The following is a 24,000-nucleotide window of genomic DNA, read 5'->3' on the forward strand; positions in this document are numbered from 1 at the left end:
CTGCCCTGCCGGGAGAGGGGCGGCCCCCCCGGGGCATTGCAGATCTCGGCCGAATCAAACGCGAAACAGGCTGGTCAGCGGCATGTGCGCCTTGACGATCGGCGACTTCAGCACGACGAAGCTGAAATATTTGTCGATGCCCACGTCCATGTCAGTGAGGCGCTCCATGATCGTCTGGTATTCGCCGATGCCGGCCGTGACGAACTTCAAGAGATAATCATAGCCGCCGGACACCAGATGGCATTCGATCACCTGGTCGACCTTGTCGATTGCCGCAAGGAAGCGGGCGAAATCGATCTGCCGGTGGTTCTTCAAGGTGATTTCGGTGAAGACCGTCAGGGTCTGCCCGAGCTTGCCGATGTTAATCTGCGCGGAATAGCCGTCGATATAGCCCTCCGACTGCAGCTTTTTCACCCGCATCAGGCAGGGGCTCGGCGAGAGGTTGACCAGCTCAGCGAGTTCCACATTGGTGATGCGGCCATTCTTCTGCAGTTCGTACAAAATCTTAATGTCGATCCGGTCGAGTTTCATGGCGCGCCTTCCCCTTGCTGAAGTGGGCCAACGGCGCAGCAGATTGTGCTGCGACTTCCCGACGACGACCTTAACACATGTGAAAGGCGCGTCGATTTCGTTTGCAGCAATGAACCGAAGCAGAAAGGGCGGCATTGCTCCTGCAAGACGGCATCTTGTACTGCACTCCGGGCGTACTCGGACAACGCCGCCGCGCCAAAGCCGCTAGACTGCGGGGCGAAACGGAGGTCCCGCCATGCCCGCACCGCTGAAACTCGTCGATACATCGCCGAAGCTGCCCGAGACCGCCGATGCCGTGGTAATCGGCGGCGGCATCGTCGGCGTGTTTGCGGCCTATTATCTTGCCCGCCGCGGAATGAAGGTCGCGCTCGTTGAGAAGGGACGGATCGGCGCGGAACAGTCGAGTCGCAACTGGGGTTGGTGCCGCCAGCAGAATCGGGACGCCCGCGAATTGCCGATGGCAACGAAGAGCCTCGATCTTTGGGAGCGTTTCGCCGCCGAGAGCGGCGAGGACACCGGTTTCCGCCGCTGCGGGCTGCTCTACCTCAGCACTAGCGAAGAGGAACTGGCCGGCTGGGCACGCTGGCGCGATTTCGCCCGGAACGTCGGCGTCACCACCCATATGCTCAACAGCGCCCAGGCGAGCGAGCGCGGCCGCGCAACCGGCAAACCATGGAAGGGCGGCGTCTTTTCGCCGACCGACGGCACCGCCGATCCGGCAAGCGCGGCACCCGCGGTCGCGCGTGCGATCCTGAAGCTTGGCGGCACAGTGCACCAGTCCTGCGCCGCCCGCGGCATAGAGACAGAAAGCGGTCGCCTGTCCGGTGTCGTCACCGAGCATGGCACCATCCGCACGAAAACGGCCGTCCTTGCCGGCGGCGCCTGGGCCTCCTCCTTCTGCCGCCAGCTGGGTATCCGCTTCCCGCAGGCCGCTATCCGCTCGTCGATCCTTGCCGTCTCGCCGGGCTCCATCGGCCTTCCGGATGCGCTGCATACGGCCGCTGTTTCGGTGACGCGCCGCGCCGACGGCGGCTATACGGTTGCCATCAGCGGCCGCGGCCGCGTCGACCCGACGCCTCAGCAACTCAGGTTCTCGCCGCAATTTCTGCCGATGTTCGTCAAACGCTGGCGCAGCCTGGCGCCAGGCGGGCTTGAGGGCTTCCACTCAGGCCATGAGACCTTGGCCCGCTGGCGACTGGACGCCCCTACGCCGATGGAGCGCATGCGCATCCTTGATCCCGCGGTCGATAAGGCCACTATCCGCCTCACCCATTCGCGCGCAGTCGATCTCCTGCCTCCCCTGAAGAACATCAGCATCGCCGCCGCATGGGCGGGCTATATCGACAGCACGCCGGACGGGGTCCCGGGCATCGGCGAAATCGCCGCCGTACCGGGTTTCATCCTCGCCGCCGGCTTCAGCGGGCACGGCTTCGGTATCGGTCCGGGCGCCGGCCACTTGATCGCAGACATCGTGACCGGTAACGAGCCAATCGTGGATCCCCGCCCCTACCATCCGGACCGCTTCCGAAAATCCGCCTGGGGTAAAGTCGCTGACTTTTAGATGAGGTCCCTGCATGGGCACCGCTCTGGGCAAGCGCCTCTTCCAACATTTTCGCCTAAGCTCGGAAAGACGCCTGCCGCAACTCTCTGCCAAAGCTCCTATGCGATACATACAATCTGCTTCAGCTCACGGCGAATGCGGCCACTATCCCTGCTCTCCCGCTATCGTGATTGCGGTACAGGGTGTGCCGTGCCGATGCATTCCACACGGTCCCAGGGATCATCGACTTTCTCAAGATTATTGTATCGATCCGGACGCAAGCCCCGACGTCATCGAGGCTGAATTTTTCGCTCGTGATTGCCCTACATCTCTCATCCAGCGGATGATTGAGCCGCAGGAGATCGCAAGTCTGGTCGCATATGTCGCAAGTCCCCTGTCCGCGGCCACCGATGGCGTTGCGCGCTGACGGTGGCATCACACCGAAAATCATTTGAACCGTGATTGCGGTGTCCAGTGGGAGCAATGGAAGGTGGACCTCGGCTCTCCGGTTCTACTTGTCCTCCGGCTTTGGAACTGTTGCCGGCAGTAGTGAGCCTGAGCCCGTCAGCACTGCTGTTCCCGCGAGGATGGCCAGCATGGTAAGGTTGGTGAGGACGAATAGACCGATCGCAAGGCTTGTTATCGCCGGATCCTCAGTCTTACCAGCTGCTCGCGGCGTTGCACTCGCGAGTGCCGTGGCTCCGAACGTGAACGACCAATACGAGACGGAAAATCCATGCTTCGCAATCCATGGAATGAGGCGGGCGTAGCCCAGCATGCCGTGCAAGAGCGCGTCGGGAGGTGCGCCTGTCGACAGGCGACACTTCCAACGGCTGAAGGTGCAAGCTGAACGCAGAATGTGGGACGCAACTGGTGAGACAGCTCCGGAGCATTTAAAAACCGGTGCAGAACAACCGAATCAATCGCAAGCCACGCGAAGAATCCTGCATCGAACGCAAGCTTGGCCAGCTCGTGGCAGCCAAATGAACCCAAAGCTATCGCCGTAACGAAAGGGCCCGCGACAAGGGGAATATAGAGAGCCGGGATAGAGTGTTTTGGATCGCGTCCTCCCTGCCAAAGCCTGCCTGCCTGTCGCCATGGCGGGAGAATATGGTAAGGCGCCGAGAGCAACAAGCATCATGGCGACACCTGCCAGTCCAACGAAGAGGCCCTGCATCGGTGGTTCAGCTCAGCTTGCGATCTTCGCGTGCGGTCAGCCATTTCGCGCCGTAGGTGATCGCGAGGAATAACCAGATCGACCCTGGGGGGGCGTTGAGCATCTCACCGGAACGGGCGTTAGTCCCCAGACATCGGAAGCAGCGCGCCAGCTACAGGCGAAGCCGGCCAGACCGACGACGATACTGAAGAACGTTGCGGGTATGCGTGTGAGAACCCGCTTGGTAGAGTCGGGCCACTTAACGAAGTGCATGACAATTGTAAGGCTCCTTCCCTCGTGAAGGCTTCCTGAACCCGCTTTCGACTGGTGCAGGAAGCCCATCGACTTCAACTTCGCGACCTTGTGGTCGAGGAAGCTTCGGATCAGCGGCGCCATCTCGCCCAACTTGTCCGCAAGCGCGAAAGGTTCTGGACCTCGAAGGCACAAAGATCGGCATCACCGCCCCTCAACCCGTACACACGGACGGCGACATCTCGGTGTACTTCAAGGAAGCAAATGCCATCCATGTCGGAGACATCTTCTGGAACGGTCTATATCCCTTCATCGATACTCGACGGGCGGGAGCATAGACGGAACGATCGCAGCTTCAGCAAAGGTCATTGCCTCGGTGGGCGCCGACACCGTGATCATTCCCGGCCATGGCAAGCCGCTTAGCACTCTCGACGACCTGAAGCACTATCATGAGATGCTGGCGACCATTCGGGACAATGTCGCAAGGCTCAAATCAGCAGGGCGCTCCGTCGAGGAAACGGCAGCGGCGAACCTGCGTGAAGCCTTCGACGATCAGTGGGCCAAAGCGATCATCAGCCCCGCCTTCTTCACGCGCTTTGTCTAGAAGGGCGTTTAGACGAGACGCCAACAACCACAGCGCCGACCTTTGATCCTAAGAAACGAGCAGCGCCATACCAGCCATCATGAGGACCATCATGACCGACGACCACCCTTTGAACGTCTCGCGTCGAGACGTCTTGCTCGGAGGCTCAGCCCTGCTGCTGGCCTCCGGAATCTCTGCGCTTGCCGCTGGTTCGATGACGCAACCGCGATCAGAAAAGACCGTGCTGTAGGCTCCTTAGTGTCACACATCCGCACTCAAGGCAGTAGTTGCTTTCATATCGCAGAACCTGATATGTAGCGTAAGAAAGCGTGTGGACGATATGACTGGTAAAGTACTCGTGATTGATCCGATCGAGCGGCAAGACCTCATCAAAGGTCTCGCAAGCGACGTTCGCGTAATGATGTTGAAGTTGCTTCGATCGAGCGGTCCGAAAAACGTGAACGAGATCGCGGAGGAACTAAAGCTTCCCCAGTCGACGGCGTCGATCAACCTGAAGGTGCTCGAGGATTGCGGACTAATCTATACTGAGGGACAGCGGGCCAAAAAGGGCAGCCAGAAAGTCTGTTATTCGGCTTTCCAGGAAATACTCATTTCGTTTTCAGAGCCAGTGGTTGATCGATTAGCGGACGCGATAGAAGTTTCCATGCCGCTTGGTCTATATACCCAGTTTGAAGTCACGGGCCCGTGTGGGATGTGCTCCAAGGATGGCGTCATCGGCCTTCTCGACGTACCCGACACCTTCCTCGATCCGGACCGTATGAAAGCGGGGCTTCTGTGGTTTAACACGGGGTTCGTAGAATATCAGTTCCCCAACAACACCCTGCTCAAGAAGGCTAGACCTAAGGCGATCGAGTTCTCGATGGAGCTGAGTTCTGAAGTGCCGGGGACGTCCGCAAACTGGCCATCCGACATATTTCTGCAGGTCAACGGAATCGAAATCGGCACGTGGACGTCGCCTGGCGATTATGGAGATAAAAGAGGTGCTTTCACGCCGGACTGGTGGAAGCTCGCGGGTTCACAGTATGGCATGCTCAAGAACTGGCGCATCAACGGGCAGGGAAGTTTCGTCGATGGAGTGAAGATATCAAACATCAACCTCGATGATCTCGGTCTGGACAAGCATCGTTCAATCCGGTTGCGGGTTGGCGTCAAGGACGGGGCCGAGCATCCCGGCGGAATCAACATTTTCGGCAACGGCTTCGGCAATTACGACCAGGATATCGTGCTCCGCATTCAACTTTGAAAAGTCATACTTTCGCTTGACGTGACCTCCGAAACGGCTTCATATACCAACAAATCGGATACGAACCGAAAACTTGGATATTGAATTCGAGGGAGAGAGTTTTGGAGGCTCGGGTTACCGCGCATTCGCGCTATACAATCGCGGACATAGATAAGCGGCTATACGGATCGTTCCTGGAGCACTTGGGTAGGGCTGTCTATACAGGCATTTACGAACCTGGCCATCCGACGGCGCTCCCCAACGGGATGCGCAAGGACGTGATCGATCTCGTGCGGGAACTCGATACGCCGATTTGCCGCTATCCAGGTGGCAATTTCGTGTCGGCCTACAATTGGGAAGACGGCATTGGGCCGAAAGAGGGCCGTCCAACGCGCCTTGATCTCGCATGGCGCACCTCGGAATCTAACCAGGTCGGTATCCATGAGTTCGCCGAATGGGCTGAGGCTGCTGGCACCGAAATGATGCTGGCGGTCAATCTGGGCTCGCGCGGCCTGGACGCCGCACGGAACTTCGTCGAGTACGTGAACCATCCCGGCGGCAGTCAGTGGTCGGACCTGCGACGCCAGAACGGGCGCGCGGAGCCTTGGAATGTCAAGCTGTGGTGCCTTGGCAACGAAATGGACGGGCCGTGGCAAGTGGGTCATAAAAGCGCCGCCGAGTACGGCCACCTTGCAAACGAGACCGCAAAGGCCATCCGCGCCTTCGACGACAAGCTTGAACTTGTCGTTTGCGGATCATCCCACTCCGATATGGCGACCTATCCTCGGTGGGAGGCAACGGTCCTCGACGCGACATACGACCAGGTCGACTACATCTCCCTCCACATGTATTTCGAGAACTACGAGAAGAGAACTTCAGAATTTCTCGCTCTTCCGGAAAAGCTCGATCGCTACATCGGCACGGTCAGTGGTGTTATCGATTTTGTGAAGGGCAGCAAACGGTCCAATCGAGACGTCAAGATTTCCTTCGACGAATGGAACGTCTGGTATCACGAGCGCAAGAACGACGCCAAGCGGATGCGAGAATGGAATTGGCCTCATGCGCCGGTTCTCCTCGAAGACATATATAACTTCGAGGATGTGCTCCAGGTCGGGTGCATCATCAACACCTTCATCCGCCGCTCGGACGTCGTGCGAGTCGCCTGTATAGCGCAGCTGGTCAACGTGATCGCGCCGATCATGACCGAGCCAGGCGGTAGTTCCTGGCGTCAGACGATCTACCATCCCCTCCATCTGGCATCTCGCTACGGTCGAGGCACCGCGCTGCAACTCGACGTCGACTGTGCGACTTATGTCTCCAACGTTTCCGAAGCTGTGTCCTATCTCGATATCGCCGGCGTTCATGACGCCGACGCGGGCACTCTCACCTTCTTTGCGGTCAATCGCCACTCGTCCGAAGCGGCAAGCATCAAGCTCGCCGTGGAGCGTTTCGGAACCATCAGGGGCGTCGAGCACACCCTGATCAAGCACGACGATCTCGAGGCCCGGAATACCAAGGACAATCCGGACAACGTCTCACCGCGCAAGACGTCCGATGCGGTCATGGACGGAAACAGCGTCAGTGTTTCCGTTCCGCCATACTCGTATTCGATGATCAGAATTCGACTTTAAGATCAATCGGTAGCGACGACACGCTGCTTGTCTGGGAGGAAAGTGACATGCCGAATTGGTTTAAACTTACGAAGGCAGTGCTTTTGGCGGGAGGTCTCATGACCTCCGTCGCCCACGCCGAGGAGACCGTCACATGGTGGGACTTCTTCGGCGGCGGTGACGGCGTTCGCATGAAACAATTGGTCGCCGATTTCAACGAGGCCCACAAGGGCAAGATTAAGATCGATGCGACCACGCTGGAATGGGGAACGCCATTTTATTCCAAGGTCCAAACCTCTGCGGCGGTTGGCGAAGCCCCTGATATCATGACGTATCACGCCAGCCGCATCCCGCTAGCGGTGAAGCAGGGCATTCTGCAGGAAATCACCGCCGACGACTGGAAGACGATGGGCCTCGGACGATCTGACTACGCCCCCGCGACTTGGGAGGCTGTGAGCATCGACGGCAAACAGTATGCGGTGCCGCTCGATACACACCCAATCGTCCTTTATTATAACAAGGACCTGCTCAAGAAAGCCGGAGTGCTCGGCGACGACGGCAAGCCGAAGGGCATGGACTCGCGTGAGAACTTCACCGCGACGCTGAAGGCCTTGAAGGCCGCTGGGGTCAAGTTCCCGCTTGGCTCGGTGACTGCGGACGGCAACTTCATGTTCCGCACCGTCTATTCCTTCATGGGCCAGCAGGATGGTGAGCTCATGACGGACGGTGAGTTTCTTGCTGGCGACAGCGCAAAGAAGCTCGAAAACTCTCTTGCCGTTCTGTCCGAATGGACGAAGGAAGGGCTTCAATCCACCTATACGGACTACCCTGCGACCGTGGCGCTCTTCACATCGGGTGAAGCTGCGATGATGATCAACGGGGTTTGGGAAGTCCCCACTATGACGGACCTCAAGAACAACGGCAAGCTCTTCGAATGGGGAGCCGTCGAACTCCCTGTAATCTTCGATCATCCCTCCACCTACGCCGACAGTCACACCTTCGCACTCCCTGCCAACAAGGGCGAGGAGATGAGTCCCGAGAAGCGCGCCGCGGTCCTCGAGGTCATGAGCTGGATGTCAAAGAATTCGTTGTTCTGGGCGACCGCGGGGCATATCCCCGCATATGGTCCGGTCACGAACTCGGCCGAGTACAAGGCGATGGAGCCGAACCACACATATTCTTCGCTCACCGCGAACATCATCTTCGATCCCAAGACTCCGCTGGCGGGCATCGCTGGGCCAATTTTTGACGTGATGTCGAATTTCTTCGTGCCGACGCTCAATGGTGAAATGGAGCCCGCGAAAGCGGTCGAGGAGATCAAGGCCGGTTTGGCCGAGCTTTGACGACCCGAGGCCCAGGCAGTCGATCGTTCGCCTGGGCCATCCTCGTCTGAAAAGAAGTGGAGCGGGAGGATGATGCTCAGAAACCGGCGCAACGAAGGTCTCTTCGGCTTGGCGCTCGTCGCGCCTTTCGTCGCCATTTACGGACTTGTGTTCGTCTATCCGACGATCAAGCTTTTCATGACAAGCTTCACAGATGCGCCCCTGATTGGCGATGGAAACTTCGTCGGGTTCGACAACTACGCACGCCTTCCTTCTGACCGACGGTTCGGCACCGCGGTGTGGAACACGGCCTACTTCGTACTCATCACCGTCGTCCCTGGAACGCTTTTGGCATTCGCAATAGCGCTCGGCGTCAATCGTCTTGCCGGACGGCTTCAGGCGGCCGTGCTCGCTCTATTCTTCTTGCCATATATTCTTCCGGTTTCGGTCGTATATCTCCTCTGGGATTGGACGCTGAACTTCCAGTTCGGCATCGCGATGTACCTTTTCGACATGCTCGGCATCGCGCGCATCCCCGTTTTCAAGTCGACCGCCTGGTTCATGCCCGCCGTGGGTATGATCACAATCTGGTGGACCGCCGGATTTTCCATATTGTTGTTCCTCGCCGGGTTGCGAACCATCCCGACGGAAATCTACGAGGCTGCGGCCTTGGACAACGCCGGCAGATGGTCGACCTTCCGCCGGATCACTTGGCCTTTGATGTGGCCAATCACAGCGCTCGTATTGACCATCCAGTTGATTTCACAGCTCAAGATTTTTGACCAAGTCTACCTGTTCTCAGTCGGCGGACGACCGAACGACAATATGGTCCTGGTCTATTATGTCTTTCAGCGAGCGTTCCAGTCGGATCAGGGAGGCAGGGCAGCAGCCGTCGCGGTGGTTCTCTTTGTAATCGTCATCGTCGTGTCGGTTTTGAATTTTCAGCTTACACGCCTTTCGGGAGGGCGGGACCGATGACCGCGACAACAGCGCGCCGACTTAACGCCATCGGCCTCATTATCACTGTCATAACCGTCTTCTGCGCCATCATCTGGGCGTTTCCCCTTTACTGGGCTGTGGTTTCGTCACTGAAGCCTGAGCACGAAGTCGTCAGGCCCTATATCGAGCTCTGGCCCGAAACTTTCACCGTATCGCACTATGTATTCGCCCTGACGCAGACAGAGATCGGGCGGTGGTATGTCAATTCCATCGTCACGGCGACAGCCGTCACGGTGCTGACTGTCAGTTCGTCACTGTTTTGCGGCTACGCCATCTCGCAGCTGAACTTTCCGCTTCGGAATGTCTTGTGGTGGCTAATCTTGGCGAGCTTCATGATCCCCATGCAGACCCTGATCGTCAACCACTTCGAATTGGTGGCCGATCTTGGCCTGATCAATACCTGGAGTGGGATCGTGCTCCCGCAGCTCATTCATCCCGTCATCATCATCGTCTACAAGCAATTCTTTGACGGCGTGCCGAAGGATTTTCGCGAGGCCGCGGTTATGGACAATGCGTCTGAATGGCGGATTTTAACCAAGGTCTATATTCCAATGAACTGGGGTGTGACAACGGCGCTCTCGATCGTCTGCTTCATCTGGTCCTGGAACGCGTTCTTGTGGCCATTTCTTGCGGTGACCAAGACCGACATGATGACGATTACTGTGGGGATCACGCAGGTGAACGATGCCTTCGGGGTCTATTATGCAAGGCAGCTTACTGCGGCGGTTCTCGCCGGCCTGCCGGTGGCCATGGCTTACCTAATCTTTCAGCGGCGCGTCACTGAAGCGATCACACTGTCAGCGGGTATTAAAGGCTAGATCGTTATTCTCCCGCTGGCCGTTGCACGGACCTCCGATTAGATGATTGGAGGTCCGCTGCTATTGGGACGCGTATCAGATCGCTTGATAGGATTTCCCGGCCGCATCAAAGAGGTGAACGGCCAGAGGGTCGAGTCCCACGCGCACACGATCTCCCGGACGAACTTCGGAACGCCCCGCATCCTGAGCGATAAGCTGTGAACCGTCCTCAAGCGTGCAATATGCCAGCGTCCGCTCGCCGAGTTGCTCGACGACGCCAACCTGTGCCTCGATCGAGGGCCGAGAGGGATCGTTTTCGCCAGTCATGATCCGGACCGACTCTGGCCGTATGCCAAGATCGAATCTGCCTGGCGCGGGCACAGGGGCCTCAATCTCGAGTTCGAATCCGTTTCCGAATCGGATGGGTGTCCGCCCTGGACGGATGACATCGACCGGAACGAAATTCATTCCTGGGCTTCCGATGAAACCTGCGACGAAGCGGGACGCGGGTTTGAGGTAAACCTCCATTGGTGTCCCGATCTGCTCAATCTTGCATTGGTTGAGCACCACGATCCGATCTGCCAGCGTCATCGCCTCCGTCTGGTCGTGCGTGACATAGATCATCGTAGACTTCATCCGCTGGTGAAGTTGCGCCAACTCGACGCGCGTCCTCACGCGCAGCGCGGCATCGAGGTTCGACAGAGGTTCGTCGAAAAGAAACGCCTTTGGCTCCTTCACGATCGCACGCCCGATAGCCACGCGCTGCCTTTGACCACCAGATAGCTGCGCGGGTTTGCGAGAAAGCAGGTTTTCCATTTCGAGCATCCGCGCCGCCTTCAAGACCCGCGTCTCGATCTCCGCCCCCGGAAGCCCGATGTTCTCGAGCCCAAACGCCATGTTGTCCCGCACCGACATGTGCGGATAAAGCGCGTAGTTCTGGAAAACCATCGCTACGTTGCGATGGCCGGGCGGCAGCGCTTCGCTGCGCATGCCGCCGATCGTCAGAGAGCCGGAGTCGATTGTCTCCAGACCGGCGATCATCCGAAGAAGCGTCGATTTTCCCGACCCCGATGGTCCCAGAAACACCATCAGTTCGCCGGCGTTCACCGTCAGGGATATGTTGCTGATCACCGATACCGAGCCGAAGCTCTTGGAAACGTTCTCCAGACGAATTTCCGCCATGTAATCCTCCCAATGTTTCCATCATTCTTTTCGGTATGTATCGGAAGTCAAGATATCGCCTCCAACAAACACCGGGCAGCGAGCACGAATGTGGACCAAACAATATCGGCGAAGTAATCGTTGACGGCGAGTACCGGTACGGCGAGTGTGAACGTCGCGGCCAGGCTGGAGCAACTCGCGTTTCCAGGTTCCGCGCCAGGCTTGTCGGAACACAATTCCGTCCACCCCTAGGCGACGTCCACGCTTAACGGCAGCTTTGCGCCCCATCTCTGCCGGGAGGTGTGCGGCGGCGTTTTCCCGAAAACAGACGTCGACCATGACAAGCTTCAACGGCATCAATGCGCCATCAAACGAACATCATACGGGCCTTCTGAACTCAGATCGGCGGGCAGCGCATGCTACTCCAGCTGACAAAACGTTCGGAGCGGGGGTTGCCGCGGCGTTGGACGCCTGAACACTTAAACCATCTGACCGCATCGGAACCTCTCGCCGCAAACCTCGTTGTGCTTCAACAAACCGAGGAAAAACCCATGGCCGCAATGTCACTCGAAGAGCTTTCCGAAAAGATTCGCAAGATCGACTTCTGCATGCTGTCGACGCGCGAAGCCGGCGATGGAATCTCGACCCGCCCCATGAGCAACAACGGGGATGTCGAATACGATGGCGACTCATGGTTCTTCTCCTTCGAGGACACGCGGAAGGTAGCGGCCATAGGCTCTGACCCTAGAGTAAGTTTGTCGCTCTCGGCACCTCCAAGCCTGCTCGGCAAGCCTGGTATCTTCGTGGCCATAGACGGCCGCGCATCGATCATCAGAGACAAGGCAATGTTCGAAGAGCATTGGGTCGCAGAACTCGAACGGTGGTTTCCTCAGGGTACTAAGACGCCCGGGCTCGTCTTGATCAAAGTCCATGCTGGCCGCCTTGAGTATTGGGACGGCGAGGACAACGAAGTGGTTACGGTCTCCTGAGGAAACAGCAGGGATCCGCCAGGGCGTAACGTTCGTCGGGTCGCGCTTGTCACCGTGCAGTTTCGCAGGTTCGGAATTGTGCTCATGTGCGACCCACCATGCGCAATCCGGTTTGACAAACCGCCAATCGCGCAGTCGCCTCAGGGGCACCTTCCCAGCAAAGCAGGGCGCGTGCCAAGCAGACATCGGAGCCATAGATCACATGAAGGTCCTGCAACGGAGACTCTATCGATCCCTCGAGGGCGAAATACTGAACACATGAGCTTCAATATTGACCATGTCCAAAGCGTCTCGGGATCATCGAACATGACGATGTCGTCAGTTCTTTCCGCGCAAACGGCGTCGAAATCGTCTGCAACCCCGCGCGCCGGCAGGATCGTTTGATACGGATGTAATCATTTGAAGCGAGCCATTTTTTTCTGCTAGGTATCCAAACTCTATATTGTAAGCAGCGCCGTCAAATCAGCCCGACAGGAGAGTATGATGAATACAGGGGGGTCAACAAAAGCTCGCTTGGGAGTGGGTGGGTTGGACGACATCCTAGTTGGCGGCCTTTCGCGCGGTCACGTCTTCCTTCTTGAAGGCACTCCTGGGTCAGGGAAAACAACGATTGCGCTCCAATATATGATAGAAGGCGCTGCCCAGGGAGAGAAGTGCCTTTATATAACACTGTCAGAGACCGAGCAGGAACTGCGTGACGGCGCTGCCTCCCATGGGATGACATTAGAAGAACATGTCGAGGTCTTCGAGCTTGTACCCCCGGAAAGCCTGCTTGACCCGAGACAGCAGCAGAGTCTGCTCTATTCTTCGGACCTGGAACTCGGCGAAACTACAAAGCTGATTTTCGAGGCAGTGGAACGAGTGAGGCCGTCGCGGATCGTGCTGGACAGCCTTTCTGAAATCAGATTGCTCGCCCAAGGCTCGCTCCGCTATCGAAGGCAAATTCTCGCTCTCAAACACTACTTCGCGAAGCGGTCGGCGACAGTCCTGCTGCTGGACGACATGAGCACCGAACAAAACGACAAGACAGTCCACAGCGTGGTTCACGGCGTCATTCATTTAGAGGAACTCGCCCCCACTTATGGCGCCGAGCGTCGACGCCTGCGGGTACTCAAATACCGCGGACAGGCATTCCGCGGCGGATTTCATGATTTCACGATAAGAACCGGTGGCGTGCAGGTTTTTCCGCGTCTCGTTGCCGCGGAACACCGGACAGCTTTTGAGCGTAAACTGGTATCGAGCGGTATCGCAGAAGTCGATGAGTTGCTCGGCGGTGGCGTGGAGCGTGGATCAAGCACTCTTGTTCTCGGCCCGGCCGGAACAGGAAAGAGTACATTCGCGTTGCAGTTCCTAGCAGCGGCCATTGGCCGTGGCGAAAAGGCAGCGGCATTCATTTTTGACGAAGAATTGGGACTTCTCTTTACACGGATGAAGACCATGGGAATTGATCTGGAAGCCATGCGGGCTTCAGGCAACCTGCATATTGAACAGGTCGACGCAGCCGAACTCTCTCCTGGGGAATTTGCGCACCGCGTACGCGAAAGAGTCGACAGCGCCGGAGCCAAAACGGTCCTGGTCGACAGCATAAATGGCTACCAGGCAGCGATGCCTGACGAGCAGTCGCTAATACTTCACATGCACGAGCTCCTACAGTACCTCAACCGCCAAGGAGCCAACACCTATCTGACTGTCGCACAGCACGGATTGGTTGGAGACATGAAGTCGCCTGTCGACATTACATATTTGGCAGATAATGTAATTCTACTTCGGTACTTCGAGGCTTTGGGCAAGGTTCGGCGTGCAGTTTCAGTGATCAAGAAGCGCACCGGAATGCACGAGGAAACGATCCGCGAATACAGAATTTCGAAGAAGGGGTTGACTTTGGGAGAACCCCTTTCGGAATTCCAGGGTGTCCTTAGAGGAGTACCGCAATTCGCCGGTGGAAGCAAACCGTTGATGTCCACGGAGGGCGGAAGAAATTCCTGAAGCAGATCCCACCGCCCTCGTACTGACGCCTGCTGGTCCCACCGCCCTCGTACTGACGCCTGCTGGCCGCGATGCTGAGCTGGCTGTCTCAATGCTAAGTGAAGCCGCGGTGCCCTCGATTTCAATTCCCGATTTAGAGACCTTAGCAACATCAATCCATGACGATACAGCCTTCGTCGTCTTGACTGAGGAGGTGTTGCGGGGACGGGATATCGGGAGGATCTCGACATTGCTGGCAAATCAGCCGAGCTGGTCGGACCTCCCCTTTATCATCCTCACTTCGCGTGGGGGGCCGGATCGCCATTCCAGTGCCCGACTTTCAGAATCACTCGGCAACGTCACTTTTCTCGAGCGGCCTTTCCACCCCACAACATTCATTAGCGTCGCTCGCTCGGCTATGAAGGGACGGCGTAGGCAGTTTGAAGCGCGTACCAGGCTTGAGGAGATCAGTCGCCTCAATGAGACGCTTGAGGAGCGCGTGGCGATACGCACTGCAGAATTGCAGCGCGCGAACAGAGTTCTCTCTGAGCAGATTGCACAGCGCGAAGATGCCGAAGAGAGACTGCGGCAATCTCAAAAACTTGAAGCCATCGGCCAGTTGACTGGCGGCGTTGCCCACGACTTCAACAATCTCCTCATGGCAGTGCTCGGCAATCTTGGCCTGCTATCTAAATATGTCTCTCACGACCCGAATGCAGCCCGTCTCCTTGAAGGGGCGACGAGAGGGGCGCAAAGAGGGGCGGCACTTACCCAGAGGCTACTCGCATTTGGACGCCGACAGGACCTGACTGTTAGACCCACAGATATGGTGGGTCTCATCATTGGTATGGATGATCTTTTGATCCGATCAATAGGCCAGAATATTGAGCTCGAGAAGCACCTGCCACGGCAGTTACCCAGGGCGCTGATAGATGCCAACCAAGTCGAACTGGCGCTGCTTAACCTTGCGATCAACGCGAGAGATGCAATGCCAAGCGGCGGAAAGCTGGTGCTCTCTGTGAGGCAGGAACGTCTCTCTGCCACGCGAGGCGAGTTGTGTGCACGCGAATATCTTGTCCTTTCGGTTTCGGACACGGGCCATGGCATGGACGCGGCAACCCTCAAGAGAGCTATAGATCCGTTTTTCTCAACCAAGGGGCCGGGTAAAGGCACGGGGCTCGGACTCTCAATGATCCACGGTGTTGCGGTCCAAATGAACGGCGCGCTGGAACTTACTAGCGTACTCAACGAAGGTACGACCGCTGAGTTGTGGTTTCCGGCGACTTCAGAGGCCACGCTTGACGAACCGGTCAAACCGCCGGTCGCATCATCCGAAACCGCAAAGTTGCTACGAGTTTTGTTGGTAGACGACGACGCACTTATCGCGATGAGTTCAGTCGATATGCTGGTGGACTTGGGACATACTGTAACTGAAGCCAATTCGGGCAAAGCGGCTTTGGCGCTGCTTGAGGCGGGTAACGAGTTCGATCTTATGATCACCGATTACTCGATGCCTGGAATGAATGGTGCCGAACTCGCTCGCGCCGCACTACTGCTTGCACCGAAAATGCAAATTCTTGTCGCATCTGGGTATGCGGAACTTCCATCAGGCGCGGGTATCGATCTTCCCAAGCTTGGAAAACCATATAGTCAGTCGCAACTTGCGGATGAGATAAGCAAGTTGTTCGCCGGGGATGAGTAACGTTCTCCTGTATGGCTCCCCGGAATTTGATAACTCGGAACTCATCTAGTGGCTGCGGTGGCCGTTGCGTGTGCGTGCAGTTCCTATGTGGGAGACTGGTGTAAAGCTGTAAAGCGGCTGGTGACTGGCTGTTCGAGATTGCCGACGTTACATGAGCCAGCGAGGGAGCGAAATGTGGGATGGCTCCTGGTCGACGAAAACTACCGTTCCCGGGGTGCTGGCTGCCGGCAATGTCATCGACCCGGTATTCCTTCAGGCAATCAGCGCTGCAGACATGGGAAGCATGGCGGCCCTGGAAGCCGAGAAATTCCTGGCCGAGCATTCACCCGATCCGGCCGTCCGGCCGATCGAGGCGCCTGAAGCGGAGATGGTTGGAGCGTAAGTGTGGGAAATCACTCGACCACGCGCCGCCCCCCTGAGGAAGCGCGGACCCGCCCACCCGCAGTTCATCTGCGGAGGCCCGCGCTTTCCCAACGCCTTCCGGCTGCCCTTGCATTCAAACGGCACCGGGGTGACAACCGGTGTCCGGCAGCTGCCAGTGTCTCGCTTGCCGAGATCATGGCCGTTCAACCCAAGCCAAGCGAGACCGATCCATGGACATCAATCAGGTCAGGTACTTTCTCAATCTGGCCGAAACATTGAATTTCACCGAAGCCGCGCGTCGAAGCGGGGTTTCCCAGCCCAGTCTCACGCGGGCAATCCAGCGCCTCGAGGAAGACTTGGGCAGTCCGCTGATCTATCGCGACGGCAAGGACAGCCGCCTGACCTCGCTCGGCCGCGACGTTCAGGCCGAGTTCATGCGCATTGAGCTCGCGCTTAGAAACGTGCGCGAGCATTCCGAAAACACGGTGCTCGGCCGGCGCCGTATTCTCGATATCGCTGTCGCTCCCACCATCGGCCCTGCCGCATTTGCCGCATTCTTTGACGACGCGCTTGACGAGCTTCCTTCGGTGAAAATCAACATGCATCAGCTTTTGGCCGGCGAAGGCGCGAACGAAGTGCTTTCGGGCAAGTATCACGCCTGTATCCTGCCGCGGGCGCCGCGTCCCAACCCCAAGCTCAACGTCGTGCCGCTCTTTCGCGAGCCGTTCCTCCTCGCCTGCGCGGAGAGCCATCCGCTGGCGCGCAAGGATGTCGTCAGCACCGAGGCGATCGCCGCCTATCCCTATGTCGACCGGCTAGCCTGCGAGTTTCACACCGAGATCACCGAGCACCTGATGGACCATGACGCGGTCATGCAGCCGCGCTTCAGTGCCGACCGCGAGGACTGGGTGCAGCAGGTCGTCGCCGAGGGCCGTGCGATCTGCATCATGCCCGAGCGGTCCATCGTCGTGCAGGGCATCGTTACCCGCCCGGTCAAAGGGATTTCCCTGGCGCGCGAACTGGTATTCGTGACGGTCTCCGGCTCCGGCACGCCGCTCGAGATCCGCAAGATCGCGCAGCTGGCGGCTCGGCGCGACTGGTCGTGAGCGGGTGCAACCGTAGCGCGGCTATGGAATCTATGCACATCCGATATTGGGAATCCTCATGACCATTCGCCATATTCACGCAACCGATGCAGCAACGGAGACAAGGCAATGACCTATAGAAAGACTGACGAAGCGGTCAGCAAGCTTACGCCCGAACAGTATCGGGTGACCCAGCAGAATGGCACCGAACGCCCCTTCACCGGGGAGTACACTGACAACAAAAGACCGGGAATCTATGTCGACATCGTTTCAGGCGAACCGCTGTTCGCCTCGGCCGACAAGTTCGATTCCGGCTGCGGCTGGCCGAGCTTCACCAAGCCGATCGTACCGGCAAACGTCAACGAACTCAGGGACAAGTCGCACGGCATGATCCGCACCGAGGTCCGCTCGGTTCATGGCGGCAGCCATCTCGGCCATGTGTTTCCCGACGGCCCTCAGGATCGGGGCGGCCTGCGTTACTGCATCAATTCCGCCGCACTGCGGTTCATTCCGCGCGAGGAAATGGAGGCCGAGGGCTACGGCGGCTATATCAACCAGGTGGAGGATATCTGAATGACCAAGAGAGCTGTTTTGGCTGGTGGCTGCTTCTGGGGGATGCAGGACTTGATCCGCAAGCTCCCCGGCGTCATCGAGACCCGCGTGGGTTACACCGGCGGCGACGTGCCGAATGCGACCTACCGCAATCACGGCACGCACGCCGAAGGCATCGAGATCATCTTCGATCCCGAGAGGATCAGCTACGGGCGGATTCTGGAGCTGTTCTTCCAGATCCACGATCCGACTACGAAGAACCGACAGGGCAACGACATCGGCACCTCCTACCGCTCGGCGATTTACTACGTCGACGACGAGCAGAAGCGAATAGCCGAGGAGACGATTGCAGACGTCGAGGCCTCTGGCCTGTGGCCGGGCAAGGTCGTGACCGAAGTCGAGCCGGTGGGAGACTTCTGGGAGGCGGAGCCGGAGCACCAGGATTACCTGGAGCGCTACCCCAACGGCTACACTTGCCATTTCCCGCGCCCCGACTGGGTCCTACCCCGGCGGTCGGCGGCCGAGTAAACGGCGGCGATTTTCGTGATCTCAAGCAACTCCGAGGGCCTTGCGGATACGCCGGCTCCTCGGAAAACACTCGGGCAGTTCCCCCGCTACCGGCTGCGCTACGCGAGCTACGCTCACCAGGAATTCGAACGATGACGACTTCCGCCTAGCCCGCAGCCGTTGCAGATGTAGAATAACTATCTGCAACGGAGGGTCGTCACCATGGCATTCAAAACGCAACGGCTCCAATTTTCCGGTCATTCAGGCGCGACGCTCAGCGCCCGCCTTGATCTGCCAAATGGGCCTTTGCGCGCCTACGCGCTTTTTGCCCATTGCTTCACCTGTTCCAAGGATCTGGCGGCAGCACGCCGGATTGCAGTGGAGCTTGCGCGTGAAGGCATCGCTGTCCTGCGTTTTGATTTCACGGGGCTGGGATCGAGCGAAGGCGAATTCGCTTCAACGAATTTCTCCTCCAACGTTGCCGACCTTCTTTCAGCCGCGGACTATTTACGCCAACACTATGAGGCGCCAGCGGTGCTGATCGGCCACTCGCTCGGTGGTGCAGCGGTCCTCACCGTCGCCGGGGACATTCCGGAAGTGCGCGCCGTAGCCACCATAGGCGCGCCGGCTGATGTCGGCCACGTATTGAAGAACTTCGGAGCGAGCCTCGACGAGATCGAGAAGAACGGCGAGGCCGACGTCGATCTCGCCGGGCGCACGTTTCTCGTCAAAAGACAGTTTGTCGAGGACACGCGTGCACACCGCATCAAGGATGCTGTTGCGGGGCTGAAAAGACCGCTCCTCGTCCTTCACGCGCCGCTGGACCATACGGTCGGGATCGAGAACGCCACCGAGATCTTCGTCGCGGCGAGGCATCCGAAAAGCTTCATTTCGCTGGACAAGGCTGACCACCTGCTCACCGACCGTGAGGATGCGGCCTTTGCCGGACGGATCATTTCGGAATGGCTGACACGCTATCTTGCCGCCGACACGCCGCAAGCCACCGGGCCGATCGAATATGTCCGCGTGAGGGAAACGGGCGAAGGAAAGTTTCAGAACGCTGTTCAGGCTGGCGGGCATCGGCTGTTCGCCGATGAACCCGAAAGCGTGGGCGGGCTTGATTCCGGACCATCGCCCTACGACTTCCTGGCGGTCGCACTTGGCGCCTGCACCTCGATGACGCTGCGCCTCTATGCCGGCCACAAGCAGCTGAAGCTCGGACGCATCGCCGTCGACGTCTCGCATGCCAAGACTCATGCGAAGGATTGCGAGGAGTGCACCGAGCTGGAACGCAGTGGCAGCGGCAGGATCGATCGTTTCGAGCGCGTCATTTCCATCGATGGCGAGGTCTCGGAGGAGCTTCGCGAGAAGATCGGCGAAATCGCCGGCAAGTGCCCGGTCCATCGCACGCTCGAAGCAGTGACGAAGATAAAAACGGTCGTGAAGTAAGGTGCCCAAGAGACAGGACGTTAGCACCAACTTCGATGATCTGTTCATGGCGAGCATGTCTCGCGCGTCTCGACGACGATGCAAAGGCCAAAAAAGCAGCTCCTCTTTGGAATATTTGGCGTTCCGCTCTTTTCGAAGAGTCGGCTCTGGCGCGTACTGCTGTCACTCAGCAAGTTGCCCACCGCTTCCGCTTACGCCGACTGAGACGATCGGAAGCCGGCAGGATGCGGCCCTGTCCCGGATGTCGACTCCTACCCCTCGCCTTGAATGGGTCGAACTGTCGACCCTGCATTTCTCGCTGCTAACCGCAGCTTCGCGGCAATGCGGGCGCTGCGTTGGACGTGATTTTCATATCCGATGCCAGTGCCTGTCATTGATCCTGCGCGCAGCAGGTCACTCGTGCGCAAGCAATGTCTTTCCCGATGCGAATTGGCGATCGTAGAAAATCCGCACTGACAGAACAACGCCGGCGATCAGCACAACCACCCCAGCCACTTCGATCGGGGTTGGCCAGCGGGCATGTACGAGAAGTCCTCCGATGACACCGAAGGCGGTTTCCGAGACGATCAATTGCGCGACCAAGGCAACCGGCAGGCTCCGCGATGCAACGTTCCAGGCCCAGACGCCGCCTACGGTTGCCAGCAGCGCGAAGGACACACCCCAAGCATATAGGCTGCCCGCGGCACTCCAGCCGAATCCCAATGTTGGAAGCTTGAAGAGGTCCATCGAGGCACCGACAGGATAAAACGCCAGCATCAACACGCCGCCTCCGACCAGTATCAGCGCTGACCACACACCGGAGGGCATTTCTGGTCGGGCGGCGAGTGCAGCCTGATTGGCAAGGGCGAACCAGACCCAAAGGCCCACGGCAGCGAGCGATAGCGGCACGCCAGTCCACACCGATTGGACAGAGTTCAATCCTTCGGCCGTGAATGCCGTGCCATTGACAAAAACGAGGCCGACCAGCACCAGCGCCAAAGGCAGCATAAGGAATCGCCATGGCATTGATCCCTGGCGCTGATTACCGATGACCATCGATACAATCGGGACGAGACCCAGAAAGGCGGGAGCGATGACTGGGCCGGCAAAGATGGCCGCTCCCGTCACCGTCAGAAAGTAGCCGACGTATCCGACGAAAGCGAGCCAGATGGCTTTCAGGCAGTTTCGAAGTGTGAGGTGGCGCATGACGTCCTTCTCGGAAATCAAGATGTAAAGCCCGACGAGCGAAGAAACGACGTGCCGGACTAGCGCAAAATCAAAGGTGGAATAGTCACCGATGATGAAGGGCACAACGAAGTTGAGCGAAAAAGGCAAAGGCCGCAAAGAGAGCCGCTGACACGCCAACATAAAAGACCCTGTTCATGGGGGCATCCCTTTCGAGGTTGCGTCACTGGAAATTAGCTTTTGGCGACGCCGACGGCTTTGGTTAGCAACCAAGCGAGACCCTTGATCGAACGAGCAAAATAACCTGCCGCGAGCCTGTCGCGGTACTCAGCGAAAATGAGAACTACCCTCTCCATGAGCACCGATCGGACCATGATCCGGGCACGATTCACCAGATGGCTTCGCCTGTTCAGCAGAACTGATTTCTCATATCCTCAACATCGAGGCTTTCAACCGTGGGGGCGTTATGGATCGGCTTGATGCAATGCGGGTTCTGCTTGCGGTGGTTGACGCCGGGAGCTTGTCGGCGGGCAGCCGGAAGCTGAATGCGCCGCTGCCGAGCGTAAGCCGCAAGGTCGCCGATCTGGAGCGATATCTCGGCGCAAACCTCATCATCCGAACAAGCCGCAACCTGCAGCAGCTTACCGACGCCGGCCGCGACTATGTCGATGCGGCACGCAAGATCATCGCCGATCTGGACGAGGTCGAACGCAGGGCCTCAGGCGAATATCAAAGGCCACGGGGACTGCTCACCATCACGATGCCTATCGAGTTTGGCCACCGGTACGTTCTGCCGATCGCACTCGACTTCATGAACGAGCATCCGGAGGTGACTTTGAACCTCCTGTCCCTCGACCGTTCTGTTCATCTCGCCAACGAGCAGGTCGACGTCGCCATCCGACTTGGCGAGTTGGCCGACAGTACGCTCTACGCCGTCAAGGCCGGCGAGTTCCGCCTGTTGACCTGCGCAAGCCCGGCCTATCTCGAACGGCATGGCGTTCCCCACCATCCCACAGAGCTCACCAAGCATGACGGAATCATGTTCCACAACCGGTCGTTCTTCTGGAGTTTCGAGGTCGACGGGAAGTCTGTCGAGGCGATGCCACGCAGCCGAATCGAAGTCAACACGGCGGCCAGTTGCGTCACGGCCGCCCGAAATGGAGCCGGGATCGCCCGCCTCTTCGACTACCAGGTTCCGGAGGAAGTGTCCTCGGGCGCGCTCGTGCAGATCTTGAGGGAGTACGGCGGTAGGCCCAAGCCGATCCACATCGTCTACTCGCGTCAGGGGCTACTCGCTCTCAAAGTGCGTGCCTTCATCGATTGGACGCTCCCCCGGCTTCGCGCCGCTTGCAGCAAGTATTGCGATGCGCCGTCACCGGAATGAAGAGCGTACTTCCTCGACCGTCCTCACCAGCTTCTGGAGATGCGGGTAATGGCCAGTGTCAGGGAGAATTGAAAGTTCGGCCCCGAGCCGTTCGGCGAGTTCTACCCCCATTTCCTCATGTCAGTAGCTCCAGCTTGGCCGCTTCAACGGACAACGCGGTCGATTTGCGCTTGAAGGCGCGGGCCGACCAGCAGGATGGCGGGGATAACGATGAGATAGGCGATGCTCCACGAGCGGAGCCATGTCAGGACAAACCCGCTTGAAAAGCCCAGATTGAGCGCGAGCAATGTGAAAGAGATCAACCCTGTCGTTACGATACCCATCGACAAGGCGAAGGCGATCTTGCGTTTGAAATGCGTGTCCATGTCGGTCTCCCCGCTTCGAATGGGGATCGCCTCAGGGGGTTACGATCCCGAATTATGGCTTCGAAGATCGCGCAACGTCGGCACCGGCGGTAGCGGGGGAACGCGAGAGGCAGCCTCTTGAATCCGGCAAGTTCTCAATTGCGAGGAAACCGTTAGACCGATCGCGAAAGGACACCCGTCATATCGCGACCGCGCCCCAAAGCTCTCATCACTGATCCGTCCTGTGCGATTGGCCTGGTCTAGGCCGATCCCCTGGCACGCCGTGGGTATGATCCCGTGCTGCTCGCAATTCGCGCCGACCGCCCCGGCGCGCTCGCGCGCTTCCTTCGAAGCCGAAATTTCCATAACGCACAGCTTTTTCGACATCGTCAACGGCGATCCCGCTACTCGCTACCTGAAGAGTCCCTGATCGAGAACGAGAGGCTCACTCTCGTTTTCGCCTGCTACCGCGCAACTTTTCCCAAGCTCATATTCCGGTCTCGCAGCCCACAATCGCATTGGTCCGGGCGGCGTACATCAAAAACCGAAAGGAAATGCCATGGCTGAGAAAATGGGAACGGCCGTCGTTACCGGGGCCTCAAGCGGCATCGTCGCCCGAAATGCTGAGCGGTTGGAGCGGATCGCGCGTTCGATCCGTGAGCAGACAGGCCAACCATCGAGACCATCACTGCCGACCTGATATTGGCCGATGACGTCAATCGCGTCGCCAGCCTGATCACCGACAACGCCGAGATCACCATGCTGATCAACAATGCAGGCGTGGGAGCAACCGCTCCGTTGCTTCAATCCGACGCCAACGCGATGAGCGCGATGATCGCGCTCAATGTCGAGGCGCTGGTGCGGTTGACCCATGCCGCCGTCCCCGGCTTCGTAGCACGCGGGCGAGGAACGATTATCAATATCGCATCGATCGTGGCGATCACGCCTGAAAGGCTGAACGGCGTCTATGGCGGCAGCAAGGCGTTCGTCCTCGCCTTCAGCCAGAGCCTCCGGCAGGAGCTCGAGGGTAGCAATGTCCACGTTCAGGTCGTCCTTCCGGGAGCTACCGCCACCGACTTCTGGGACGCCGCCGGTCTGCCGGTCGCCTACCTGCCGGAGGAAATCGTAATGCCGGCCGGTGCCCTCGTCGATGCGGCGCTCCTGGGGCTCTCCCGCAAAGAATTCGTCACCATACCGAGCCTGCACGATGTCACGCAGTGGGATGTCTACGAAGCCGCCCGGCAGGCCATGGCCGGAAATCTGTCTACCAACAAACCGGCAGCTCGCTATCTCGCCGGCTGA

The 24,000-nt window shown here is 58.4% G+C and carries 20 protein-coding genes and 3 pseudogenes; 17 read left to right on the top strand and 6 right to left on the bottom strand.

The genetic code is table 11. From position 1 onward, the window contains the following. Positions 1-54: 54 nt before the first annotated feature. Entirely contained in the window at positions 55-531 is a 477-nt protein-coding gene (locus FB009_RS22390) for an Lrp/AsnC family transcriptional regulator (RefSeq protein ID WP_011970442.1), read from the bottom strand. 235 nt (positions 532-766) lie between these two features. On the opposite strand from FB009_RS22390, the gene FB009_RS22395 reads away from it, so the two are divergent. Beyond that, the gene (locus tag FB009_RS22395; protein WP_011970441.1) at positions 767-2,092 is read left to right on the top strand and encodes an NAD(P)/FAD-dependent oxidoreductase; all 1,326 of its coding nucleotides are present in this window, start codon (positions 767-769) and stop codon (positions 2,090-2,092) included. A gap of 490 nt (positions 2,093-2,582) precedes the next feature. Here FB009_RS22395 and FB009_RS33960 read toward each other — a convergent pair whose 3' ends face one another. Together FB009_RS33960 and FB009_RS33965 are read right to left on the bottom strand one after the other, a co-directional pair. Further along, entirely contained in the window at positions 2,583-2,828 is a 246-nt protein-coding gene (locus FB009_RS33960; RefSeq protein ID WP_375714214.1) for a TDT family transporter, read from the bottom strand. Continuing rightward, complete coding sequence (locus FB009_RS33965; RefSeq protein ID WP_127658448.1) at positions 2,711-3,205, bottom strand: SLAC1 family transporter; 495 nt, start codon at positions 3,203-3,205, stop codon at positions 2,711-2,713. The genes FB009_RS33960 and FB009_RS33965 overlap by 118 nt, the downstream gene beginning before the upstream one ends. 650 nt (positions 3,206-3,855) lie before the next feature. On the opposite strand from FB009_RS33965, the gene FB009_RS22415 reads away from it, so the two are divergent. The 6 genes from FB009_RS22415 to FB009_RS22445 all read left to right on the top strand — a co-directional run bounded on the left by FB009_RS22415 (position 3,856) and on the right by FB009_RS22445 (position 10,054). Further along, the gene (locus FB009_RS22415; RefSeq protein WP_101798855.1) at positions 3,856-4,083 is read left to right on the top strand and encodes a hypothetical protein; all 228 of its coding nucleotides are present in this window, start codon (positions 3,856-3,858) and stop codon (positions 4,081-4,083) included. A 319-nt stretch (positions 4,084-4,402) separates the two neighbouring features. Then, a complete protein-coding gene (locus tag FB009_RS22425) occupies positions 4,403-5,326 on the top strand; it encodes an ArsR/SmtB family transcription factor (RefSeq protein WP_011970438.1) in 924 nt (307 codons plus the stop codon). Between the two features lie 101 nt (positions 5,327-5,427). Beyond that, complete coding sequence (gene arfA / locus FB009_RS22430; RefSeq protein WP_011970437.1) at positions 5,428-6,936, top strand: arabinosylfuranosidase ArfA; 1,509 nt, start codon at positions 5,428-5,430, stop codon at positions 6,934-6,936. 47 nt (positions 6,937-6,983) lie between these two features. Beyond that, positions 6,984-8,258 (top strand): extracellular solute-binding protein, encoded by a 1,275-nt coding sequence (locus tag FB009_RS22435; RefSeq protein ID WP_011970436.1) that lies wholly within the window; start codon positions 6,984-6,986, stop codon positions 8,256-8,258. Between the two features lie 72 nt (positions 8,259-8,330). Then, complete coding sequence (locus FB009_RS22440) at positions 8,331-9,215, top strand: carbohydrate ABC transporter permease (RefSeq protein WP_033043310.1); 885 nt, start codon at positions 8,331-8,333, stop codon at positions 9,213-9,215. Then, positions 9,212-10,054 carry a carbohydrate ABC transporter permease gene (locus FB009_RS22445; RefSeq protein WP_011970434.1) on the top strand — a complete coding sequence of 281 codons (843 nt, stop codon included), beginning with the start codon at positions 9,212-9,214 and terminating at the stop codon, positions 10,052-10,054. Before FB009_RS22440 ends, FB009_RS22445 begins: the two co-directional genes overlap by 4 nt. 75 nt (positions 10,055-10,129) lie before the next feature. On the opposite strand, the gene FB009_RS22450 is transcribed toward FB009_RS22445, so the two are convergent. After that, positions 10,130-11,215 (bottom strand): ABC transporter ATP-binding protein, encoded by a 1,086-nt coding sequence (locus tag FB009_RS22450; RefSeq protein WP_011970433.1) that lies wholly within the window; start codon positions 11,213-11,215, stop codon positions 10,130-10,132. Positions 11,216-11,745: 530 nt separating this feature from the next. Here FB009_RS22450 and FB009_RS22455 point away from each other — a divergent pair. The 8 genes and pseudogenes from FB009_RS22455 to FB009_RS22490 all read left to right on the top strand — a co-directional run bounded on the left by FB009_RS22455 (position 11,746) and on the right by FB009_RS22490 (position 19,806). Next, on the top strand, positions 11,746-12,183 hold the full coding sequence (locus tag FB009_RS22455; RefSeq protein WP_011970432.1) for a pyridoxamine 5'-phosphate oxidase family protein: 438 nt from the start codon (positions 11,746-11,748) through the stop codon (positions 12,181-12,183). 483 nt (positions 12,184-12,666) lie between these two features. After that, the gene (locus tag FB009_RS22460) at positions 12,667-14,169 is read left to right on the top strand and encodes a serine/threonine protein kinase (RefSeq protein ID WP_011970431.1); all 1,503 of its coding nucleotides are present in this window, start codon (positions 12,667-12,669) and stop codon (positions 14,167-14,169) included. A gap of 91 nt (positions 14,170-14,260) precedes the next feature. After that, complete coding sequence (locus FB009_RS22465) at positions 14,261-15,850, top strand: ATP-binding protein (RefSeq protein ID WP_011970430.1); 1,590 nt, start codon at positions 14,261-14,263, stop codon at positions 15,848-15,850. A gap of 181 nt (positions 15,851-16,031) precedes the next feature. Continuing rightward, a pseudogene (locus tag FB009_RS22470) lies at positions 16,032-16,232 on the top strand (hypothetical protein); the annotation flags it as partial. A 211-nt stretch (positions 16,233-16,443) separates the two neighbouring features. Beyond that, positions 16,444-17,319 (top strand): LysR family transcriptional regulator, encoded by an 876-nt coding sequence (locus FB009_RS22475; RefSeq protein WP_011970429.1) that lies wholly within the window; start codon positions 16,444-16,446, stop codon positions 17,317-17,319. A gap of 108 nt (positions 17,320-17,427) precedes the next feature. Further along, positions 17,428-17,871 carry a peptide-methionine (R)-S-oxide reductase MsrB gene (msrB, locus tag FB009_RS22480; RefSeq protein WP_011970428.1) on the top strand — a complete coding sequence of 148 codons (444 nt, stop codon included), beginning with the start codon at positions 17,428-17,430 and terminating at the stop codon, positions 17,869-17,871. After that, positions 17,872-18,378, top strand: a complete 507-nt coding sequence (gene msrA, locus FB009_RS22485) for a peptide-methionine (S)-S-oxide reductase MsrA (protein WP_011970427.1) — start codon at positions 17,872-17,874, stop codon at positions 18,376-18,378. Between the two features lie 201 nt (positions 18,379-18,579). Further along, a complete protein-coding gene (locus FB009_RS22490; protein ID WP_011970426.1) occupies positions 18,580-19,806 on the top strand; it encodes a bifunctional alpha/beta hydrolase/OsmC family protein in 1,227 nt (408 codons plus the stop codon). Positions 19,807-20,199: 393 nt separating this feature from the next. Here the strand turns inward: FB009_RS22490 and FB009_RS22495 are convergent. After that, positions 20,200-21,169, bottom strand: a pseudogene (locus FB009_RS22495) (DMT family transporter). 267 nt (positions 21,170-21,436) lie between these two features. On the opposite strand from FB009_RS22495, the gene FB009_RS22500 reads away from it, so the two are divergent. Continuing rightward, entirely contained in the window at positions 21,437-22,354 is a 918-nt protein-coding gene (locus FB009_RS22500; RefSeq protein ID WP_011970424.1) for a LysR family transcriptional regulator, read from the top strand. A gap of 143 nt (positions 22,355-22,497) precedes the next feature. Here FB009_RS22500 and FB009_RS22505 read toward each other — a convergent pair whose 3' ends face one another. After that, a complete protein-coding gene (locus FB009_RS22505; RefSeq protein WP_011970423.1) occupies positions 22,498-22,719 on the bottom strand; it encodes a DUF2798 domain-containing protein in 222 nt (73 codons plus the stop codon). Between the two features lie 538 nt (positions 22,720-23,257). Here FB009_RS22505 and FB009_RS22510 point away from each other — a divergent pair. Continuing rightward, a pseudogene (locus tag FB009_RS22510) lies at positions 23,258-24,000 on the top strand (SDR family NAD(P)-dependent oxidoreductase).

Source organism: Sinorhizobium medicae (assembly GCF_007827695.1).
In the GTDB taxonomy this organism is placed as follows: domain Bacteria; phylum Pseudomonadota; class Alphaproteobacteria; order Rhizobiales; family Rhizobiaceae; genus Sinorhizobium; species Sinorhizobium medicae.